This is a genomic window from Helicobacter felis ATCC 49179, assembly GCF_000200595.1.
GTDB lineage: Bacteria > Campylobacterota > Campylobacteria > Campylobacterales > Helicobacteraceae > Helicobacter > Helicobacter felis.
Genome location: NC_014810.2, coordinates 161,413 through 179,540, shown reverse-complemented (window position 1 = coordinate 179,540; position 18,128 = coordinate 161,413). Strand labels below are relative to the sequence as shown.

Genomic DNA, 18,128 nt, shown 5'->3' with positions numbered 1-18,128 from the left:
TAGACATTGAAACCCTAATTATAGCACAACCCCATACGCATATTTTCTACAAAAACGCGCAAATTTTTTAACATCCAAGAGGAATCTTTGAGCCCTTCTTCTATAATTTTTACAATGGCTGAACCACAAATCACCCCATCTGCGCCCAATGCTAACGCCTCTTGTATGTGGCCAGGCTGAGAAATGCCAAAGCCTAGCAGACAAGGCAGAGGTGCGAGCTCTTTAAGATGGACAATCACTTCTCTAGCCTCTTGGCCTAGAGTTTGACTAGCTCCAGTAACTCCTGCGCGCGCCAACACATAGACATAAGCTAAACTCTGTGTAACGATCTGTCTTAAATGCGCCGAACTTGTGTGTGGGGCAGCAATAAAAATCGGGGCGATATGGTGTTGGTTTGCGCTTTGCACAAAGGGCGCACTCTCTGTTAAAGGCACATCAGCCACCAACACGCTATCTACTCCACTCTGTGCACAAGCGCGATAAAAATGATCCACCCCAAAGTGGTGCACCAAATTAGCATAAAGCAAAAGTCCGATGGGAATATTTGGGGCATAGGCGCGCACCTTTTCTAAGAGAGCAAAATTAGTGCGCATATTCACCCCGCCCTTAAGAGCTCTAAGATGGCTTGCCTGAATGGTGGGGCCATCAGCCATCGGTTCAGAAAAGGCAAAACCCAATTCTAAGGCATCCACCCCTGCATCAATAAGAGTCTTAATGATCTCAAAACTCACCTCATAACTAGGATCGCCCAACATCACAAAGGGCACAAAAACGCCCCTTTTTTCAAACATATTTGTGTATCTCATGCGGGCTACATCGGCACGCAGAACAAAACCTCAAACCCCCTTTTGCAAATCTGCCCCATTCCCTGAACCCCCAACCCCTAAAAAAGTGTTAACTATAGGTTAATTGCAAGGCGCAGGTATGCCTTAAAGTTCAAAATTCTTACTTTTGAAGCATATGCAAATATTCGATCGTGCTCTCTTTAGTCTGCGTGCGCTTAGAATCAGCCTTAAAGCGGGTGTAGGCATGGCTTTTAAGATTGTAGTGCCCGTATTGGCTAAAGAGGGTTGCGATTTCCTCCAAACTTAGCAGACCCTCATCGTTGTAACTTAAAAAAATAAAACGCGCGCGGGTGTGCTTAATGACATATTCTAAACTCTCATACGCTGAGGATTTTTTGCACCAAGCGGATTTTTCGTAATTTCTTAGTCCCGTTTTGCCTTGTGGAATGAAGTCATCATAAAGAGCAATGCTATTTAAGAGGTGGTAATTGGCCCCGTATTCGCGCTGATTATAGGGAGGGTCTAAATATAAAATATCGGTGTGTAGGCGTGCGATGAGCTCTTTAGCGTCTTTGTTGTAGGCATAATGGGAGTTTTGGCTTAACTCTAAGGGTGCTGGAGTTAACACTAATTCTTGTTGCGCGCTTTTTTTGAGGTGTTTTAAAAACGCTCCATAGACAGAAGCGGTGTTAGCTACCTTGTCGCTAGCCTCTAAAAGGGAGGCAAGTAAAAAGTAAAATTCTGCTTCATTAATGGTGTGATTTTCTTGCCATTTTTTAATTTGCATGCGTATGCTATCAATCTTGCCTGCATTGTGATTACTGAAATACTGCCGCCCTTCCCCGCCCCCTAGCGCGTAATGCTGGTAAATTTTGCCCTCTGTTGGGGGGAGGGCATTAAGTTCATCTACAAGGACTTGGGCGCGCTCTAAGGGCTGGGTGTTCTGAATATAGTGTTTGGCTAGCACGAAGCTATAAAACTCTTTATCATTGCTAATGACCTGTCTAACATGGTTTTTAAACAGCCGTCCTACAGCCGCTGTGCCTGAAAAAAGGTCAGTAAAAACACAATCGCAGAGAGAAACTCCGCAATTTAACAACACTTCTTGAATGTTGCTAAATAAAAAATTAGAGAGTTTGCGCTTAGAGCCAATATAGTTCATGCATCGATGGGTATGAGTTTCCCATCAAAAACTAAAGACATAGTTAAAATACACCGAAGCGTTGCGTTTAAAGCCTATTTGTTGCTTGTAAGTTCCCAATATTCCATAACTTGTAGCCATAGAGGCGTAGTAATAGGGCATGGGCAATAGAGGAATGCGTGTGCCGATCTCAAAACCATTATGCGCGCCAATATTAGTCCTAAAACCAAAGGTCAAAGGCAGTTGGAAATAACTAGATCGCATCTGCAGTGTGCAAGCGCGATCATTTTTGCACGCATTAATGGCTGTTTTTAATGCCGTGTTATTATTAATCCATGAATTGCCCACTACCATTAACCCTAAAAAGACTCCGGCATTCACACCATGACTTCCGCTCTCAAAGAAGTTAAACAAACCATCTATGCCCGCTCCATAGATCACGCTGTTGATGCCATGGCCTGTTTTAGAGCCCTCTCCCCAGTTGTAACTAAAACTGCCATAGTAGCGCAACCCCCAACGCTTCGAACTCCCAAAGAATTGTTTGTACCCCATTTGCACATTCACTCCATAGAGATTAGAATTGCTGTAGCAGTGTTGCATAGCAGGAGAAATGCCATAGCGTTCTTTTAAAACTTTCTGAAGAGCTTGAGCAAGCACGGAAACTTGGTCCGCATCAGATTGAATAGCCGCGCTAAACTTCCTCCTTTGATTAGGATTATCAATAAGAGGTTGTTGGTTGGAGGACGCACTGGTGAGTACATTAAACAGCGTAGAACTTAGAGTGTTAGCCGCATTCTCTAGGTTAGAGACTTGGGCTTGTAAAACAGCAAGGCTAGCCTGACCCTCATCATGACTTAAAAGCAATATACTACCCATCCCTAAAGCTTGGGCAGCTTGCTGGCCAACTGTATTAAACGCTTTATAAGCTGCCTCAAGCTGGGGGTTTTGAAACCTGTATGTTTGATAACCCATCATAGCTCGACCTGCAAAATTACCCAACTCGCTAAGCATATTCCCTATAACTTTATTAGGCGCATTAGGTGTTTCTTTTTGAGCACTTTCGATAGTGTAAGCTAGCCATGCGGGCATTAATTGTTCTGCGTTTTTTGGTAGTCTGCTTTGGCCATATCCATATCAAGATTTTTTCCATCCCAATCGATTATTTGATCTAAAATTTTCTCAGTCTGTTGAAATGGATTATTTACCGGATCCTTAAATGGTATGTCGCCCGCTTGTGGTGCGTTCCACTGGTGCTTAGAAGGGAACGCCTTATTAAAATTAACCGCCGTATTTAAAGCCTGAATGTCCGTTTTGCTTGCCACATTGTCTTGCAAGACATTAGAATATTGAAATCCTGCTTGTATGTAAAACCCACTGCTTTCTGCACTCAAACCCACCGCTAATACCGCCAATAAAGCTAGCCGCATAAACAGACACTCCTACCATTGTAATTTTGGGATTATAATCTCAGAATAGTAGCGTATTTGATAAACACTTATTTTAAGCTTAGAAAACTCTAAGCCTAACCCCCTAAACTCTAATCCCGCAAACTATAGGGCCTAAAGTCTGTGTACGCGTCTGTGGATTTGTCAAAAAAGCGGGCGTTGGCGCGCTCTAATCTCTCTTTAATCTCTATGCTGGTCGCCTTCTCAGTGTTTTCTTGATTGCTTTTAAAAACAATGCGGTACTTAAAGAGCTCCAACATGTCCTTTATATCGGGGATACCGGTAACTCTTTTCATGTTAGTGAGCATGACGATATAGTGATGGCCGTAGTCTTTGGCGTTAGTTAGAGAAGCTTTCCATTGCGCCAATCCTACGCTCTTTCTATCATGCAAATCCTGCGCTTCATCCAAAGAATCAATGAGAATAAAGCTCCCCGGCTCTAAATTTTCCTCAAAGATTTGCGCGTTGGTGTGGGTGGCTTGTATGCCGTAGGGCTGGATCTGGTCTTGAATTTTTGCAAGAGCTTTACTAGCATTATAATAGTAAAGTTTTTTGCCCAAAGCATGCAAATTTTTACCCAAAATCTTTAGCCATGTTATCTTAGCCTCGTCTGCGCCCACTAAGAGCAAGTGATCGCCCTCTTCAAAGGGTAAAATAAATTCTCTGCCCTCATAATCCACGCCTACGCCCAGCTGTAAGCTCATGTCTTGCAAATGAAGCGCTTGGGGCATATAAACGGGTTCTTCGCCATTATAGAGCTTGCGATCCTCTAGGGGTTTTGTGCCCCGTTCCCTAGCTTCTTCTATGGTTTTTGCAATGAAATCAGGGAGCTTTTCATTAGCGGCATAGGGGATACTTGTGTAAGTCATTAACGAGTCGTCTTTTTGCTCGCCTACAGAGCTATAAATGCCTATCTTGGGCTCAAGACGCGTGGCCGCATCATTGCCCAAAACAGAGAGACTATCGTTTGTTTCGTTTACGGCTAAGGCCATGCGGTTACCAATTTGGCCCAGTATTTCCTTAGGAATTTGGCCTCCCACCATAGTTTGGGTGGAAAAAACCATGTGCACCCCATAACTGCGCCCTTTTTTAAGCAAATTAACCACCAAATTTTTTATCTCCTCTAACTTTTTGCCTTCCATGAATAGGACCTGAAACTCATCAATAATCACCACAAATCTAGGCAAAGTATGGGTTTGTCTATAGCCTTTAAAATCCTTTGCTCCGCAATCTTTAAACAACTGCGCACGGCGCGTCAACTCTTTATTAAGCCACTCTAAAAAAGTGATTCCATAGGCCACGCAAGCCTGCACACTCACCAACTGAGCGTGCTCTAGGGTGGGGTTAGCATAGGCGTTAAACTCTACCCCCTCTTTGTAATCTAGCAGGAATAAACGCAATTCATCGGGGGAATAGTAGTAAGCTAAATTCTGAATGAGCACATTTAAAAAGTTAGATTTCCCGCTCCCACTGCGCCCACAGACTAAAGTATGGTGCTGGGTTTGATCGCCTCCGATCTCAAATAGGACCTCTCGATGGTTTTTATCCCACCCAATGGGCGCACGCACAATATAAGTGCTCTCTTTGTTCCAAAATTCCCCTTCTTGTTGCAGTTCGCTCACCTCGCGCTTGATCTGATTGCGCCCATCATAGTAGTCAGCTACCTCTTTAGCAAAGGCGTTTAAATGCGCGGAGTTTGTGCCCGTAGAATCGTGTAGGGCTTTTAAACGCAAGCGTTCAAAGGCAGGAGTGCTCTCAAACCTCTCAGCGTATTGTTCTAAGAAACGATCTAAAAATGCCTCTTCTTTGCTACGCTCTTGCTTTTCGCTCAAGCTATAGACAAAACACAGCACCCCATTAGCCGCGCCAAAGCGCACCAAGCGCTGTAAGTAGCCCCGACTTTCCGCATCTAAAGCGTCCACCCCGCTTAAAAACAGGGCGCGTACCTCTAAGCGGTCGGTGTTATGGCGGTTGTAGTCCATAAAATCCTTATAGCCTGCTAATTTCTCTTGTAAATTCGTTTTCAGGTATTCATAAAGGTCTTTTAGGGCTTGCTTGATCTCCCCGCCCTCTGTGAGGATTTTTTGTTGGTAAATAAATTTGTGATCTTTTTTTAAAAGCCGCCGTGCGAGTGCAAAGACTCCGCCTAATTGCAACGCATCCACTAAGACCACTTGTAAATGAGTGAGGGGGATGGTAGAGACCAAGCGCAAAAAGGCTTCGCGTAAAAATCTAGGCGTGTTTGGACTATTGCCATAGAGAGCGGGCGGAGGGAAGGGGTAAACTTTAGGGATAAAGAATTTTTCAAAGCTCTCTTCTAAGCCTTGTGGGGTGTTTTCGCCCACTTCCAACACGCCTAAAGCTAGAAACTCAGGGTAACTTTGGCTTTCATTAAGGTGTAATTGCCCGCCTAGTTGGGGCTGACTCTCTCTAATATTATCTCTAATTTTAAGCAATCTCTCTTGACTCTCTTTAAGAGTAAAAAGCGGGCTGTGTGCAAAACGCACTTTGTGCAGGGCTTGGTCTAAATCTTGTAGGGCAGCTAACATGGTCTTCCTTTAGGGTTGTATGTTGTGGGCTTGTTGGACTAAATCACGCGCTTCTTCTAAACGCCTCGTGATACTCTCTTTATTGCCAATCATCTCTAGTTCAAGATTTTCAAACTGATTGGCCAAATGGCGCATTTCCTCAATCACTTCTGTGCTGAGTTTATGCCCTAGGTCGTCATTCATCGCCTCTAAGAATAAATCTTGCAAATGTCTTATATGCGAAGCACTGCCTTCATAATGCATACAAAGCTCCTAAGATTCTAATTTTTTAAGGAAAAGATCAAAGGCAATCAAGGGTTTTTTAACCCCCGTATCCGTGTCTAAAAACAGCACTTGATCAGTGCTAGTATTTAAGATAAACAGCCCGCCATAGCCATCACTGCCAAAAAAGATTTCTGGTGCGTCTAAATGCGCTTTGAGCTTTTGCATGAAAAAAGCAAAGGTGCATTTGCCCTCTGTGTTGAAGTTGAACACATTTTTAAAGGTGTAGCTCTCTTGGCCTAGTGTGAAGTTGCGTTTAGCAGGGATGGCGTTATTAGCCCGCTGTAAAAACGCGATAAAGGCAGGGCTAAACTCTAGGCCGCATATCTTTTGCGCGCTCTGCAGGGCGTTTTCTTCTAGGGGGATTACAAATCCCCAATTTGGGTTTGCAGTTGAGGGAGTATTTCTTTCCATAGAGGGTATCCTTTCGTGTGGGGGACAGATAACAGCACTTCTTCGCGCACTAATTGCATCGTGCCTAGCGGGGGGTTGGGATCAAAATGCCAGAGATAGCCCTTAGGCGTGATGCCCTTATTGATCTGATCCTTGTCCTCATCGCTTAATATGTCTTGCAGGGCTGTGCTTGTAGCTAAGGCTTTTTGCAGGGCTTTGAGCGCATAAAAGCAGAGCATGGGTTTTTCATTATCTAAGGTCTTTAAATCTAATTGGGTGCTAAAAAGTGCCGGAAAAACGGGCAAATTGAGATCGTTAAAGGGAGTTTTAAAGGTTTCATCCTCAGACACTATAAAACCCTCTTTGCGCTCCTCTAAGAAAGCGCGGTATTGATCGTGAATGGCTTGAATTTGTGTTTGCTTGATGAGAGGGTCTAGCTGGGATTCTAGGCCTTGTAATTTGTCATAGAGTTTTTGAATCCAAGGGGGGATCATATACTCCTGCTCGATGATAGCAGAGGCTTTGAGCGCGCGCATGCAAAGTTCATGGTGTTCTTGCCCATAGGCCAAGTGCAAAGTCCGACTTTGTTGACAAAACTCTTCGATTAAAATCGTTTGGATACGCCTAAGCTCCTCTGTGTAAATTTCAACCGCCTCCTCTAGCAGGGCGACCTTTTGCTCCCATTTTTCGCGCTTTTCAACGGCAATATTAAGAGCGATTGTAGCCGCCCACACCCCCCACTCTGTGGCGATGGCGATGGCTAATGCGATTTCACAAGCAACCTCCCACGCCCTAGCCCTAGCTAGCCCCTCCTTTGCCTCTTGCAAAGCCTTCTTGGTCTGGGCTAGCTCCTCTTTAGTTTCCCCATAAAAGGTTTCTAGCTCCTGCAAAAAGGCGCGGGTTTCTTGGTATAAATGCTCCTGAAAATCCTCAAAACGCTCTAAGAGCGCGCGCACCTGCTCCGTGTCCACATTGACAGGCATACTAGACTCCTAAATAAGTACGCGTCTCTTCAATCTTGCGTCTGAGCCAGCGCACTTGCTCCTCAGCCTGCTCATCAAAATGCTTTAAAAAGCTCTCCAACTCTTTAAGCACTTCCTCGAATTCCCAATACTTAGCATCGTCCCAGGTATCCCCTAAAGCGCGGAAGTGTCCATTCAAACTGCGCACCATTTCGTTGAGATCGTCCATAAACTGCTGGAGATGGTTGGTGAAGTCCTCAGTTTCATCTGGGTCCATAAATGCTTGTGCCATTTTTTACTCCTTAATAAAATTTCCCACCCCACCACCCTTAAAATTAGTGGTTGGTTTCGTGTGTTGTAGGGGGTTCGTCCCCACCTTGTCTACCTAGCTTGCAATTTGTGGGTTGTGGACTCTGAGGTTTGAGGTGTTTTTTGCCTCTAGCCTCCTCAAGTCTTTGCGTTTCTTGCATTTGCTCTACCTGCCATTCTGATTGCGCACTATTGGGCAACACTTTAAGGTTTGTGCTCTCTTGAGGACTTAGATTGGCGTTAGTGTAAAGTATGTGGCTATCCCTAGCCTCCCCCAAACAATGCCCTAAACTGTCTTTCAAACATGCCTTAAGATTGTGCTGTGTGTAGAGGATATTAAGCAGATCACAGAGCAAACTAGCCCCCCACACACTCCCCTCTAATTGGGGTTTAAAATAGGGCAATGAGGTTGGATCGCACCCTTCCTCCCATACAAAGCAGAAATCCCGCGCCTTGCACGGATCGATATTATAAATCTCTATAAAATTCGTAAAAAAATCCGCTCCTGCCTCCTGCATGCACACAAAGATCAAGCCACCTTGTTGGGTGCGCTTAAACACCCCCACCTTTTGATTTAGGATTACAAAAACATAGGCATACATAAGAGCTCTCCTAGACTTTTAATTGTACAAGGTGTTCGTCCTCACAAGAATCCCCATCCATAGTGAAAACCCCCACAATCACACTATCCGTATTGACCCGCTTGATTTTAATTTGGTAAATCCCCTCTTCATAGTCCTCTTCAAAGTCAATCGGTTCTCTGTGCGCTTGATCGATGGGCAATTCGTTTGTGGTGGCAAGAGGTTTATCGGTGTAATAAAGCTCTAGTCTTGATCCCCTGAAATTCTTACCAAATTCCACCCACTCCCCGACAACCATTTCTTCTTTTTCTAAGATCAAATGGAAGCAATCCCCTTTTTTGCGCCCTAAGTAGAATTTAAAGAGAGGGTCTTTGCCCGGGCAGACATCCTTAGAGCAGATATTAATCCCTCCGCCGTATTGATTGCGTCCATCCAAGAGTCCAAAAACGACTCCCGTTTTACAAGTTACGCGTTGGTGTGGATCGGGTTCGGGGTCTTTGTTGGTTTTTTCTTTAATGATCGCATCGGCTTGGGGTGTGCCTAAGGGGGGGTAGATGATAAAATCAATGGTGGATTTTGACTCCGCCTTTCTTTTGGCTGCCTCTTCTTCAAAAAGCATTTTTACTAAAGGCGAGCGGCTGGAGTTCCCGCCTAAGAAAATATGCACCTCATTGGCATCTTTCATGTTAGGCGCGGCCACGCGTAACGCCTCAAAAAAGTTGACAATAACCCCTCCGATTTCAGTTTTTAAAATCTTTAATAATTTGGTACGATTCACGACAAATTGCGCGCTTTTTGGCTCACCTTGGCGGTTGACTAAATTTAAACTAATTTGTTCTTCCTCTAATTCATCAGCCTCGATTTGTTCCTCATCCAAACCATGTAAAAAAGAGCGCAGTTCTTCAGCGATGGTCTGCAAATTGCGCCGTCCCTCGCGTTTGTTGTCAATAAAAGCGCGCAAGGTATGTACATTAGTTACGCGCGCCTCGTAATTGGGCGTAGCGATCACAAAATCTTTTTGGCGCACTTCCTCCATATTGTCTTTAAAGACTTCTAAAGCCAAGAGTTCTAAAAGGTTTTCCCCGCCTAAGTATTTTGCACCCCCTTCGTTAAAGTGGTGCAAATCGTAGTCCTTGTCCTCATCTGCGCTTTTTTGCCAGTAACCAAAATCAAAATCTGTCGTGCCCCCGCCAAAATCAAAAACCCCATAATTGATCGCTTCTGCTCCCAAATGTTTCAGTGTGAAACCAAAGGCTTGCAACGCGCTAATGGCATAAGCGACTGGTTCGCTCACCTTCATCTCCACGATCATTTTTTCTACACGGGTTTTTTCATTCTCTCTTTTACCCTTCACATAGGGGTCAAAAATACCTTGAGGGAGAGATTTTGTTAACCCGCGGATAAAACTCTCTTTAATGTGTGTAACTTGTTCCTTTTCGTATTTGGCAGGATAGGATAAAAGATAGGTCAAATGCGCCCCCTCAGGGTTGCCTCCCATGTTGTTGATATAACGCCCTAAGAGATAAGCGTAAATCTCAACAGGGTCGGGTTTGTTTGCGCCATAGTCGGTAATATCACCCAAATCCCAAGCGATTTCCTCCTTGTCTTGTACCCGCACTTCATTGCCCGTTGTCCCTGCCCATTGTTTGAGTTTGTAGAAAAAGCGGTAATAGTGGTTGCCTGTGGCTTCTTTAAAATGCTCAAAAGCCATGTGTGAGATGCTCAAATCCTCTATATCTGTAAAGGGGCGTTGCTCTAGAGCGTTGTAATCTCTTAAGAATTTTTTATAATCGTAAAATTCCATGAAAGTAGGGTTTTCAAAATCCGCTTCTACCACCTCTTTTTTAGTGTCTAATGTCCCAATGGCAAGCAGAATCTTACGGCTATTCGCGTCTAAAATTGCTGCTGTGGTGCTCTTAGTGCCAAAGTCTATGGCGACCACTTCAGCCTTGCGATTAAAGACATCTTGGTCATTTAAGGGGTGGCGGGTGTTGAGGGTGTAGCGTTCATCGGCGGTAGGTTCAGGGAAGCAAAAGGTGATGGTATCTTGGTTATTGGTATTTGGGAGATGGATGTCCCAATGCCCAGCATTAGGGTCTTCTAAGAGATTGTGATTGTAGGGGTCTAGGTTGATCGCCCTCATATCCACTTCTAAGAGCCATTGTTTGAACTCCAAAAACGCCTCTTTGCTTAGACGGCGCATTGCGTTGTTTTGCCCTAAAATTCTCTTAGCGCGCGCTAATTCTTGGGGGGTGATACACGCTTGGCTAGCGCTCGTATTGTCTTGCAACCACGCTAATTCTTCTATAAGAGCGAGCAATTCTTTAGAAGGGTCTTTAGGATTGGCTGCACAAATACTATCGATCAATTCTAACAGGCGTTGCTCGCCCTCGCTTGCCCCTCCCCCTTTTTTGGTCTTGATCTCTTTGCGGGTGAGCTGAGCGTTGCGCTTAATATGTTCGAAATCTTTTAAAAACTTGCGATCTTCTGGGCTGAGTTCTTTCAACTTAAGGGCTATGGGATGGTTGATAGGCAAAGTGATACTAGAGAGGGTTTGGCGGACTTTATCATGTTTTAAATTTAAGGGATTCATGGGTTGTTCCTTTCTAAAAATAGAATTTCTGACTAATTGCTTGATCTGATCTAGACGATCTAAAATATGCCTAACAGAGGGGCTGATCCAATGTCTTTTATGCTTAGACATGGATTTTCCTAGTTGATAACCTCAACAAGGCTTTTAAAAATATTAGAGCCCTGCTTGTAGCCTACAAAGTGCACTTTGGCTATTTTGCCCCTTGAAGGTTGTCTAGCCTCTGGGGTGGCATGTTCTCTAGGGTTATAGCTATCCCCCTCTTGCACTTGTAGGCGCGTGATCTTTGTTGAAGACTCCAAAAGGGAAAACAGGGCGTTAAAAAAGGCGATTAAGGGCTGGATTTTAGGTAAATCCTCGCGGAAGTACTGGATGTCCTCAGCAATGCACTTGAGTACAAATAAGCGATCTTGTCCTAGTTGAGAGACAAAAAGGTCGTCTAAGGTGGCATTTTTGTTAATCTCTAAGCGTTCCAACAAGCGATCGCTGCCCTTAGCTAAATTAAGCAAGTGCACAAGAGAGAGGTTTTTATAGCTCTTTGCCTCCTCCTCATAAGCTTTTGCCTCTTTAAGCTGGTTTTTTAAGTCTTGTTTTTCTTTATTGAGTGTGTCGTTTGCACTTCGAGCTTGTGTTAGCTGGCCGTTTAGAGTCTCTTTTGCCCTATTGGCTATAGTAAGCTCTTCGTTGAGCTTGTTATATTCGCCTTGCTTCTGGGTTAGTTGTGTTTCTAACTTCTGCTTTTCATTGTTTGCTTGTTGGAGTTGCTTTCTAACGCCATTCTCCCCATTTAACTCTGTATCCAGTTGATCCCGCTCTGTTTTAAGTTTTGCACACCTCGTTCTTAAACCCTCCTGTCCATTTTCTCCATCTAACTCAGCGGTGAGTTTTTGGCATTGCGCCCTTAAACCATTTTCGCCCTTTAGCTCGTTTTCAAGTCTTTGGTATTTTGCCCTTAGCCCCTCCTCTCCTTCCTTGCCTTCTAGTTCGTCTTTGAATTTATCTCTTTGAGCTCTTAAACCCTCCTGTCCATTTTCTCCATCTAATTCTGCTCTGAGATTATTTAACTCCACAAAGTGTTGTTGCTGTTCTGTCCCTAGTTGCTTTTTGAGATCAGCAACTTCTTGCTTTAAGTTCTCTTTGTCTTCTGCTGAAAGTTCATCTTGCAATCGCTCGATTTTAGTTTGGCTTGGGAGATCCTGCTGTGCTTTTAACCCTGCAATTTGAGCTTTTAAAGCCGTGAGTTCTTCATGCAAGGTATTAATACCCTTGCTTAATTTTTTTAACGCTTTGCAAACTTTACATTCATCTTTCTTTTTACCCATTGATTCTCCTAGTTTGTGGTGTCCCTCTTCTTTAAGGGCACTTTCTAACTCTGCGAAGAGTTGGAGAACATCTGGAGAATCTTGAGTAGAAGAGGTTTGAGGCTGTGCGCCCCCGCAAGATGCTTGATTATAGTTATCGATTGTTTCTTGAAGTTGGGCTTGATTTCTAGGGCGATCTGTAGAGGCTTTAGACGAGTCTACCCCCCCCCCCCCCCAGATTGATGCACCTCAACGATAATCTGATTCTCTATTTCTTGCAAGTTTAAAAAGCAAGTATATTCGCCTATAGAAAACCTCTGACTTTTTTCTTTGTCTTCACTTAAACTATTCAATCGGTAAATCAATCGTGTTAGCAATATGACCTCCTTAAAATTAAAACCCAAAGTCTAGCACAAATTTTTTAACTTACCCCCCCCCCCCCCCCGCAAAATCCCCTGCACACTGGCTAAGTCCTTATCTCCGCGCCCGCTCAAATTCACCAGCATAAGCGTTTCTTTTTGGCATTCTTGAGCGAGTTTGTGCGCATAAGCTAGCGCATGCGCGCTCTCTAAAGCCGGAATAATCCCCTCGCTTTGGCTTAAATGCACAAACGCCTCTAAGGCTTCCTGATCACTAATAGCCACATACTCCGCGCGCCCACTCTGTTTTAAATAGCTATGCTCAGGCCCCACACCCGGATAATCTAGCCCAGCAGAGATACTATGACTCTCTATTATCTGCCCTTCCTCATCTTGTAAAATATAACTCTTACACCCGTGTAAAATCCCCACACTGCCCTTACACAAAGTCGCTCCGTGTTTGTGCGTGTCTAACCCTAACCCTCCGGGTTCAACCCCTATTAGCCCCACGCTTTTATCCTCCAAAAATCCGGCAAAAATCCCAATCGCATTTGAGCCCCCACCCACGCACGCGATCACGCTATCAGGCAATCTGCCCTCTTTTTCTAAAATTTGCGCTTTTGCCTCCGTGCCGATCACGCTTTGAAAGTGTTTGACCATGCGCGGGTAGGGGTGGGGCCCGGCTGCTGTGCCTAGTAGATAATGCGTGCTAGGATAAGAACTCGCCCAATCTCTCAAGGCTTCATTGATTGCATCCTTCAAGCTTGCGCTTCCACTTTGCACACCCACCACTTGCGCGCCCAATAAGCGCATGCGAAAAACATTAGGCTCTTGGCGTTGTATGTCCTTTTCTCCCATGTAAATCACACATTCTAACCCTAACAACGCGCAGGCGATCGCTGTGGCTACTCCGTGCTGTCCTGCGCCCGTTTCAGCGATCACACGCCTTTTGCCCATTTGTTTAGCCAGTAACGCCTGCCCTAAGGCTTGATTAGTCTTGTGCGCCCCCCCATGGATCAAATCCTCGCGCTTGAGATACATTTTTACCTTAGGATTAGGGCAAAAATTTTTCACTAAAGTTAGAGGACTAGGCCGCCCTACAAAATCTGTTAAAAGGTTATTAAATGTGGCTTGGAACTCTGAATCTTGCAGGCAATCTTCAAACGCCTGTTCTAACTGCTCTAAGGCGGGCACTAATAACTCGGGCACAAAAGCCCCTCCAAACTCTCCAAAATAACGATCCATCAATACTCCCGTAACATTTTTGCCACTTGGGCGATTTTTTGCGCGCTCTTTTTACCCGGCGCGCTCTCCACTCCTGAGTTTAAATCTAAACCCAAAGCCCCCACGCCAACCGCCTTTTCTAAATTGCTCGCATTCAAGCCCCCGGCTAACATAAAGGGGTGTTCTAGTCCCTCTAAGAGTTCCCAAGAAAAAACAACCCCATTACCCCCCGCCCTAGCCCCCTTGCTATCATAGAGCACCAAATCCGCATAAGTAGCGTGCGTGTCTAGTTTGTGCGCTTTGGGTGCGACACGCACCACCTGCCACACCGGGCAAGTCAAAGAGGCTTTGAGCAGTGTCATTTGTTTAGGGCTGTAATTGCCATGTAATTGCACCGCCTTTAACCCCAATTTGTAAACCCTCTTAATGATGGTTTTGATGTCAGTTTCTACAAACACCCCTACAAAGTCAAGTTTGGGCACTTTTTTAATGAGTTTGGCAGCCTTTTTGGGAGGGATATAGCGCGGGCTGTGAGGATCAAAGATCAAACCGCCATAAATAAAGCCACTCTTATACACTGCCTTAGCGTCCTTGACTCTTTTGAGCCCACAGACTTTATTTTCCCCCAAGATGAGCTTTTTACATGCCTTTTCTAGGTTTTTTTGCGCCATTAAAGAGCTTCCTACTAAAAAGCCATCCACTGATGGGCAAAGTTTTTTAACATGGGCATGGGTGCTAATCCCAGATTCGCTGATGACAAGCTTATCCTCTGGGATTAACGCCCTGAGTTCTAAGGTGGTGTTCAAATCCACTTTAAGAGTTTTGAGATCGCGATTGTTGATCCCAATGATGGAGGCGTTTAAATCTAGGGCTCTTTTGACTTCGTCCTTATTGCTCACCTCAGTTAAAACTGCCATTCCTAACGATTTGGCTAGATCGCTAAGGCTCTTGTAGGTCTCACTTTTGAGCGCGCTCAACATGAGCAAGATCGCATCTGCGCCCATATAACGCGCCAAGCGCACCTGAAAGGGGTCGATGATGAAATCCTTGCACAAAAGGGGCTTGCTAGTGTGGGTGGCTACAAGGTGCAAGTTCTCAAACGAGCCTTTAAAATACTTTTCATCGGTGAGCACAGAAATACAAGTGGCGTATTTTTCATAAATCTTAGCGATTTTAGCTAAATTAAAGGGGCTTCGAATCAAGCCCTTAGAGGGGGAGGCTTGTTTGCACTCTAAAATAAAGCTAGTGCGCCTCTCTTGCAGGGCTTGGTAAAAATCTCTTTGGGCAGGTTTAAGATTTTCAGGCAGGTTATAGCGATTCTTTAGGGTTTGTATCTCTAATTCTTTATGTTCTAACATAGTTTTTAGCAAGTCATGCATGGCTAATTTCAATCATCCTTTGTAAATGGGTGTAGGCTTGTTGGCTTTTTAAGTGCTCTTTGGCTAGTTCAGCCCCCTCTTTAAAATTATTAGCCCTGCCTGCTAGCACCAACACCCCCGCGCTATTGGCAATAACACTCGCCTTTTGGGCGGGCGTGCCCCCCCCTTGCAATAACTCTAAACAAATACGCGCGCTCTGCTCTATGCTCTCTACTTGGATTGCCTCTAAGGGGTAACTCTCTAAGTCAAAATCACTAGGGTTTAACTCGTATTGTTGTATTTGCCCCTCTTTGAGTTCACAAACTAAAGTCGTTCCATGCAGAGCGATTTCATCACTGCTAGCACCATGCACCACTAACGCCCTCTGCACGCCCAAATTTTGTAAAGCCAAAGCGAGCGGGTAGCAGAGTTTGGGATCATACACGCCTAAAAGTTGGGCTTGTGGGCGCAGGGGGTTTAGCAAAGGTCCTAGCAAGTTAAAAATAGTGCGGGTTTGCAGGGTTTTTCTTAGGGGCGCGGCTTTAGCAAAACTGGGGTAGAAAAGGGGAGCAAAGAGAAAGGCAAAATGGGTTAAATCTAGGCTTTTAGTAATCTGTTTAGCACTTAGACGGATATTAAAACCTAGCTGTTCTAAAAGTTGCGCGCTTCCGCTCCCACTAGAGCTATAATTGCCCGCCTTAGCTATTTTTACGCCCAAGCTCGCGCACACAAAGGCACTAATGGTGCTGATATTAAAGCTCTTAAGCCCATCCCCACCTGTGCCACAATTATCCACCACTTCAAAAGGGTAGCTCAAACTCTGCCCCTCTTGCAAGCACGCTTGCACCGCGCTAGAAATCTCTAGGGGGCTCTCCCCCTTGCATTTGAGCGCGATGAGTAACGCGCTCAATTCAATATCGCTTAAATTTCCCTTGAGAATGCCTTTAAACAGCGCGTCAACTTGGGAGGGTTGTAGGTCTTGCTTGGCGCAAAGATGGTTGAGTAAATCCACAAAAAGGGGCATGTTCTACCTTGAGAATAAAGCGCGATTATAGCACAGGCGCATCGAAGACTTGCTATAATACCCTCTTTTGGAGAATGTATGCGAATCTTTATTATTCATTTATCTAAAGCCACTTGCACGCAGTGGGGGCTTAAAGAGCGCAATATTGAAGGCTTATTGCAATCTTTAGAGCAAAACAAACATCCAGTTGAGGTCTTTGAAGCGATCTATTCTCAAACCTCAGAGGGTTTACATCCGCTCGTGGCTAAACACCTACACCCCTTTTTTATCCACCCCAGTGTGCAAGCCTCCACGCCTAAAAATTGGCTGTCTTATTTGCAAGCTTGCTGGTACGCGTTCCAACAAGAGGGCGTGCCCATGAGTTTAGGAGAACTGGGGTGTTTTGCTAGCCATTATGCCTTGTGGCAGCGTTGTGTCGCTTTGCAAGAGCCCATTTGTATCTTAGAAGACGACATTGCTTTAGAACCCCACTTTGTGGAAAATCTTGACTACATCGAGTCTTATATACCTCGCTTGCATTGGGTGCGTTTGATGCATTTATTTGACTATCCTTTGGAAACAACACCCATTCTTGGCGTGTTTGAAATCAAACCATTCACTTGGGGGAGTGGCACGCAAGGCTATATCATCACTCCAAAAGCCGCCTCTAAATTTTTAAAGGCCAGTCAAAAATGGGTCATGCCTGTAGATTGTGTGATGGAAAATACCTATTTGCATGGGGTCAAAAATTATGTGATCAAGCCCTTTGTGATTCGTGAGAATAGCACTACAGGCAATATCACTAGAGATCGCAATGTTACCTGCCCTGCGCCTCTTAGATTCTTTAAAAAACTTCACCCTTATTATGTCAGATTCCAACAAAGAAAATAGGGCGCACGAGGCACTGCTAGAATGGTATGAGTGCTGCGGGCGTAAAGATATGCCCATCCGCCATTTGCATGGTCCTAACGCGCCCTATGAGGTCTATATCTCTGAAATCATGTCCCAACAAACACAAATTGGCGTGGTTTTGGAACGATTTTTTGACCCCTTTTTGAAGGTGTTCCCTACCCTCAAGGCTCTAGCCCTAGCCCCCCTAGATCAGGTGTTATTATTATGGAAGGGTTTGGGTTACTACACAAGGGCTAAGAATTTGCACAAAAGCGCGCAGATATGCGCACAATTATACGGGGGCAACTTGCCCAAAGATTACAAGCTTCTACGCGCTCTGCCCGGGGTGGGGGATTATAGCGCGCGCGCGGTGCTATGTTTTGGATTTAAAGAGGGAGTGGGGGTGGTGGATGCCAATGTGGCTAGGGTGTTGTTGCGCTTTTTTGCTATCACGCCTAAACAAAAGGGATTGGCCTCTCTTTTGCAGAGCAAAGCGGATGCTTGGCTCAATACAAATAACCCTTTTGATCACAACCAAGCCCTCATCGATTTGGGGGCGTTGGTGTGCACGAAAACCCCTCAATGCCATTTATGTCCCTTGAGTTTTGCATGTCAGGGCAAAAATAACATTCAAGAGTTTAGCCTTGCTAAAAAAAACCCTAGCGTTCCTCTAAGTTTACTTTGTGGAATCTGTGTGCAAAAGGGGCATATTTATTTGAGCTATAAAGATGAGGGGCTTTATGCCCATCTTTATCAAATCCCGCTACTGAAAAATCAAGAAATAACCCCTCTACCCTTTCTAGGTCAAGTGCGCCATAGCTACACTAAATACCGCGTGCGCGCACAGGTGTATCAAGCAAGCGTGCAGGATTTACAAGAAGCGCATTTGCAAAGAATAGCCCTAGATCAGCTTAAAAATATCCCCATTAGCGCGCTCACGGCTAAGATTTTAAAACTCGCGGGGCTTTAAACTAAC

At 44.8% G+C, this 18,128-nt stretch carries 17 protein-coding genes; 2 read left to right on the top strand and 15 right to left on the bottom strand.

Annotated features, from left to right (window positions below; all coding sequences use genetic code 11):
* Positions 1-14 precede the first annotated feature (14 nt).
* The 15 genes from trpA to trpD form a co-directional block, all read right to left on the bottom strand.
* A complete protein-coding gene (trpA, locus tag HFELIS_RS00960; RefSeq protein ID WP_041302684.1) occupies positions 15-806 on the bottom strand; it encodes a tryptophan synthase subunit alpha in 792 nt (263 codons plus the stop codon).
* Positions 807-945: 139 nt separating this feature from the next.
* The gene (locus HFELIS_RS00955) at positions 946-1,947 is read right to left on the bottom strand and encodes a DNA adenine methylase (protein ID WP_013468665.1); all 1,002 of its coding nucleotides are present in this window, start codon (positions 1,945-1,947) and stop codon (positions 946-948) included.
* 24 nt (positions 1,948-1,971) lie between these two features.
* Positions 1,972-3,015: an outer membrane protein gene (locus tag HFELIS_RS08450; protein ID WP_013468664.1), complete on the bottom strand. Its 1,044-nt coding sequence runs from the start codon at positions 3,013-3,015 to the stop codon at positions 1,972-1,974.
* On the bottom strand, positions 3,015-3,353 hold the full coding sequence (locus HFELIS_RS00945; protein WP_013468663.1) for a hypothetical protein: 339 nt from the start codon (positions 3,351-3,353) through the stop codon (positions 3,015-3,017). Before HFELIS_RS00945 ends, HFELIS_RS08450 begins: the two co-directional genes overlap by 1 nt.
* A gap of 110 nt (positions 3,354-3,463) precedes the next feature.
* On the bottom strand, positions 3,464-5,920 hold the full coding sequence (locus HFELIS_RS00940; RefSeq protein ID WP_013468662.1) for an FtsK/SpoIIIE domain-containing protein: 2,457 nt from the start codon (positions 5,918-5,920) through the stop codon (positions 3,464-3,466).
* 9 nt (positions 5,921-5,929) lie between these two features.
* A complete protein-coding gene (locus HFELIS_RS00935) occupies positions 5,930-6,163 on the bottom strand; it encodes a hypothetical protein (protein WP_013468661.1) in 234 nt (77 codons plus the stop codon).
* 9 nt (positions 6,164-6,172) lie between these two features.
* On the bottom strand, positions 6,173-6,595 hold the full coding sequence (locus tag HFELIS_RS00930) for an SMI1/KNR4 family protein (RefSeq protein WP_013468660.1): 423 nt from the start codon (positions 6,593-6,595) through the stop codon (positions 6,173-6,175).
* Entirely contained in the window at positions 6,547-7,557 is a 1,011-nt protein-coding gene (locus HFELIS_RS00925) for an HNH endonuclease (RefSeq protein ID WP_013468659.1), read from the bottom strand. The genes HFELIS_RS00930 and HFELIS_RS00925 overlap by 49 nt, the downstream gene beginning before the upstream one ends.
* A gap of 1 nt (position 7,558) precedes the next feature.
* The gene (locus tag HFELIS_RS00920) at positions 7,559-7,828 is read right to left on the bottom strand and encodes a hypothetical protein (protein ID WP_013468658.1); all 270 of its coding nucleotides are present in this window, start codon (positions 7,826-7,828) and stop codon (positions 7,559-7,561) included.
* Between the two features lie 43 nt (positions 7,829-7,871).
* Positions 7,872-8,447 carry a hypothetical protein gene (locus HFELIS_RS00915; RefSeq protein WP_013468657.1) on the bottom strand — a complete coding sequence of 192 codons (576 nt, stop codon included), beginning with the start codon at positions 8,445-8,447 and terminating at the stop codon, positions 7,872-7,874.
* Positions 8,448-8,457: 10 nt separating this feature from the next.
* Positions 8,458-11,130: an acetate and sugar kinases/Hsc70/actin family protein gene (locus tag HFELIS_RS00910; RefSeq protein WP_013468656.1), complete on the bottom strand. Its 2,673-nt coding sequence runs from the start codon at positions 11,128-11,130 to the stop codon at positions 8,458-8,460.
* Between the two features lie 8 nt (positions 11,131-11,138).
* Entirely contained in the window at positions 11,139-12,338 is a 1,200-nt protein-coding gene (locus HFELIS_RS00905) for a coiled-coil domain-containing protein (protein WP_013468655.1), read from the bottom strand.
* Positions 12,339-12,724: 386 nt separating this feature from the next.
* Positions 12,725-13,921, bottom strand: a complete 1,197-nt coding sequence (trpB, locus tag HFELIS_RS00900) for a tryptophan synthase subunit beta (RefSeq protein WP_013468653.1) — start codon at positions 13,919-13,921, stop codon at positions 12,725-12,727.
* Positions 13,921-15,279: a bifunctional indole-3-glycerol-phosphate synthase TrpC/phosphoribosylanthranilate isomerase TrpF gene (gene trpCF / locus HFELIS_RS00895; protein ID WP_013468652.1), complete on the bottom strand. Its 1,359-nt coding sequence runs from the start codon at positions 15,277-15,279 to the stop codon at positions 13,921-13,923. Before trpCF ends, trpB begins: the two co-directional genes overlap by 1 nt.
* Positions 15,272-16,282, bottom strand: coding sequence for an anthranilate phosphoribosyltransferase (gene trpD, locus HFELIS_RS00890; RefSeq protein WP_013468651.1), 1,011 nt, complete (start codon positions 16,280-16,282; stop codon positions 15,272-15,274). Before trpD ends, trpCF begins: the two co-directional genes overlap by 8 nt.
* A 78-nt stretch (positions 16,283-16,360) precedes the next feature.
* On the opposite strand from trpD, the gene HFELIS_RS00885 reads away from it, so the two are divergent.
* Both HFELIS_RS00885 and HFELIS_RS00880 read left to right on the top strand, forming a co-directional pair.
* Entirely contained in the window at positions 16,361-17,152 is a 792-nt protein-coding gene (locus HFELIS_RS00885; RefSeq protein WP_013468650.1) for a glycosyltransferase family 25 protein, read from the top strand.
* Positions 17,127-18,122 carry an A/G-specific adenine glycosylase gene (locus tag HFELIS_RS00880; protein ID WP_013468649.1) on the top strand — a complete coding sequence of 332 codons (996 nt, stop codon included), beginning with the start codon at positions 17,127-17,129 and terminating at the stop codon, positions 18,120-18,122. Before HFELIS_RS00885 ends, HFELIS_RS00880 begins: the two co-directional genes overlap by 26 nt.
* Positions 18,123-18,128: the final 6 nt, after the last annotated feature.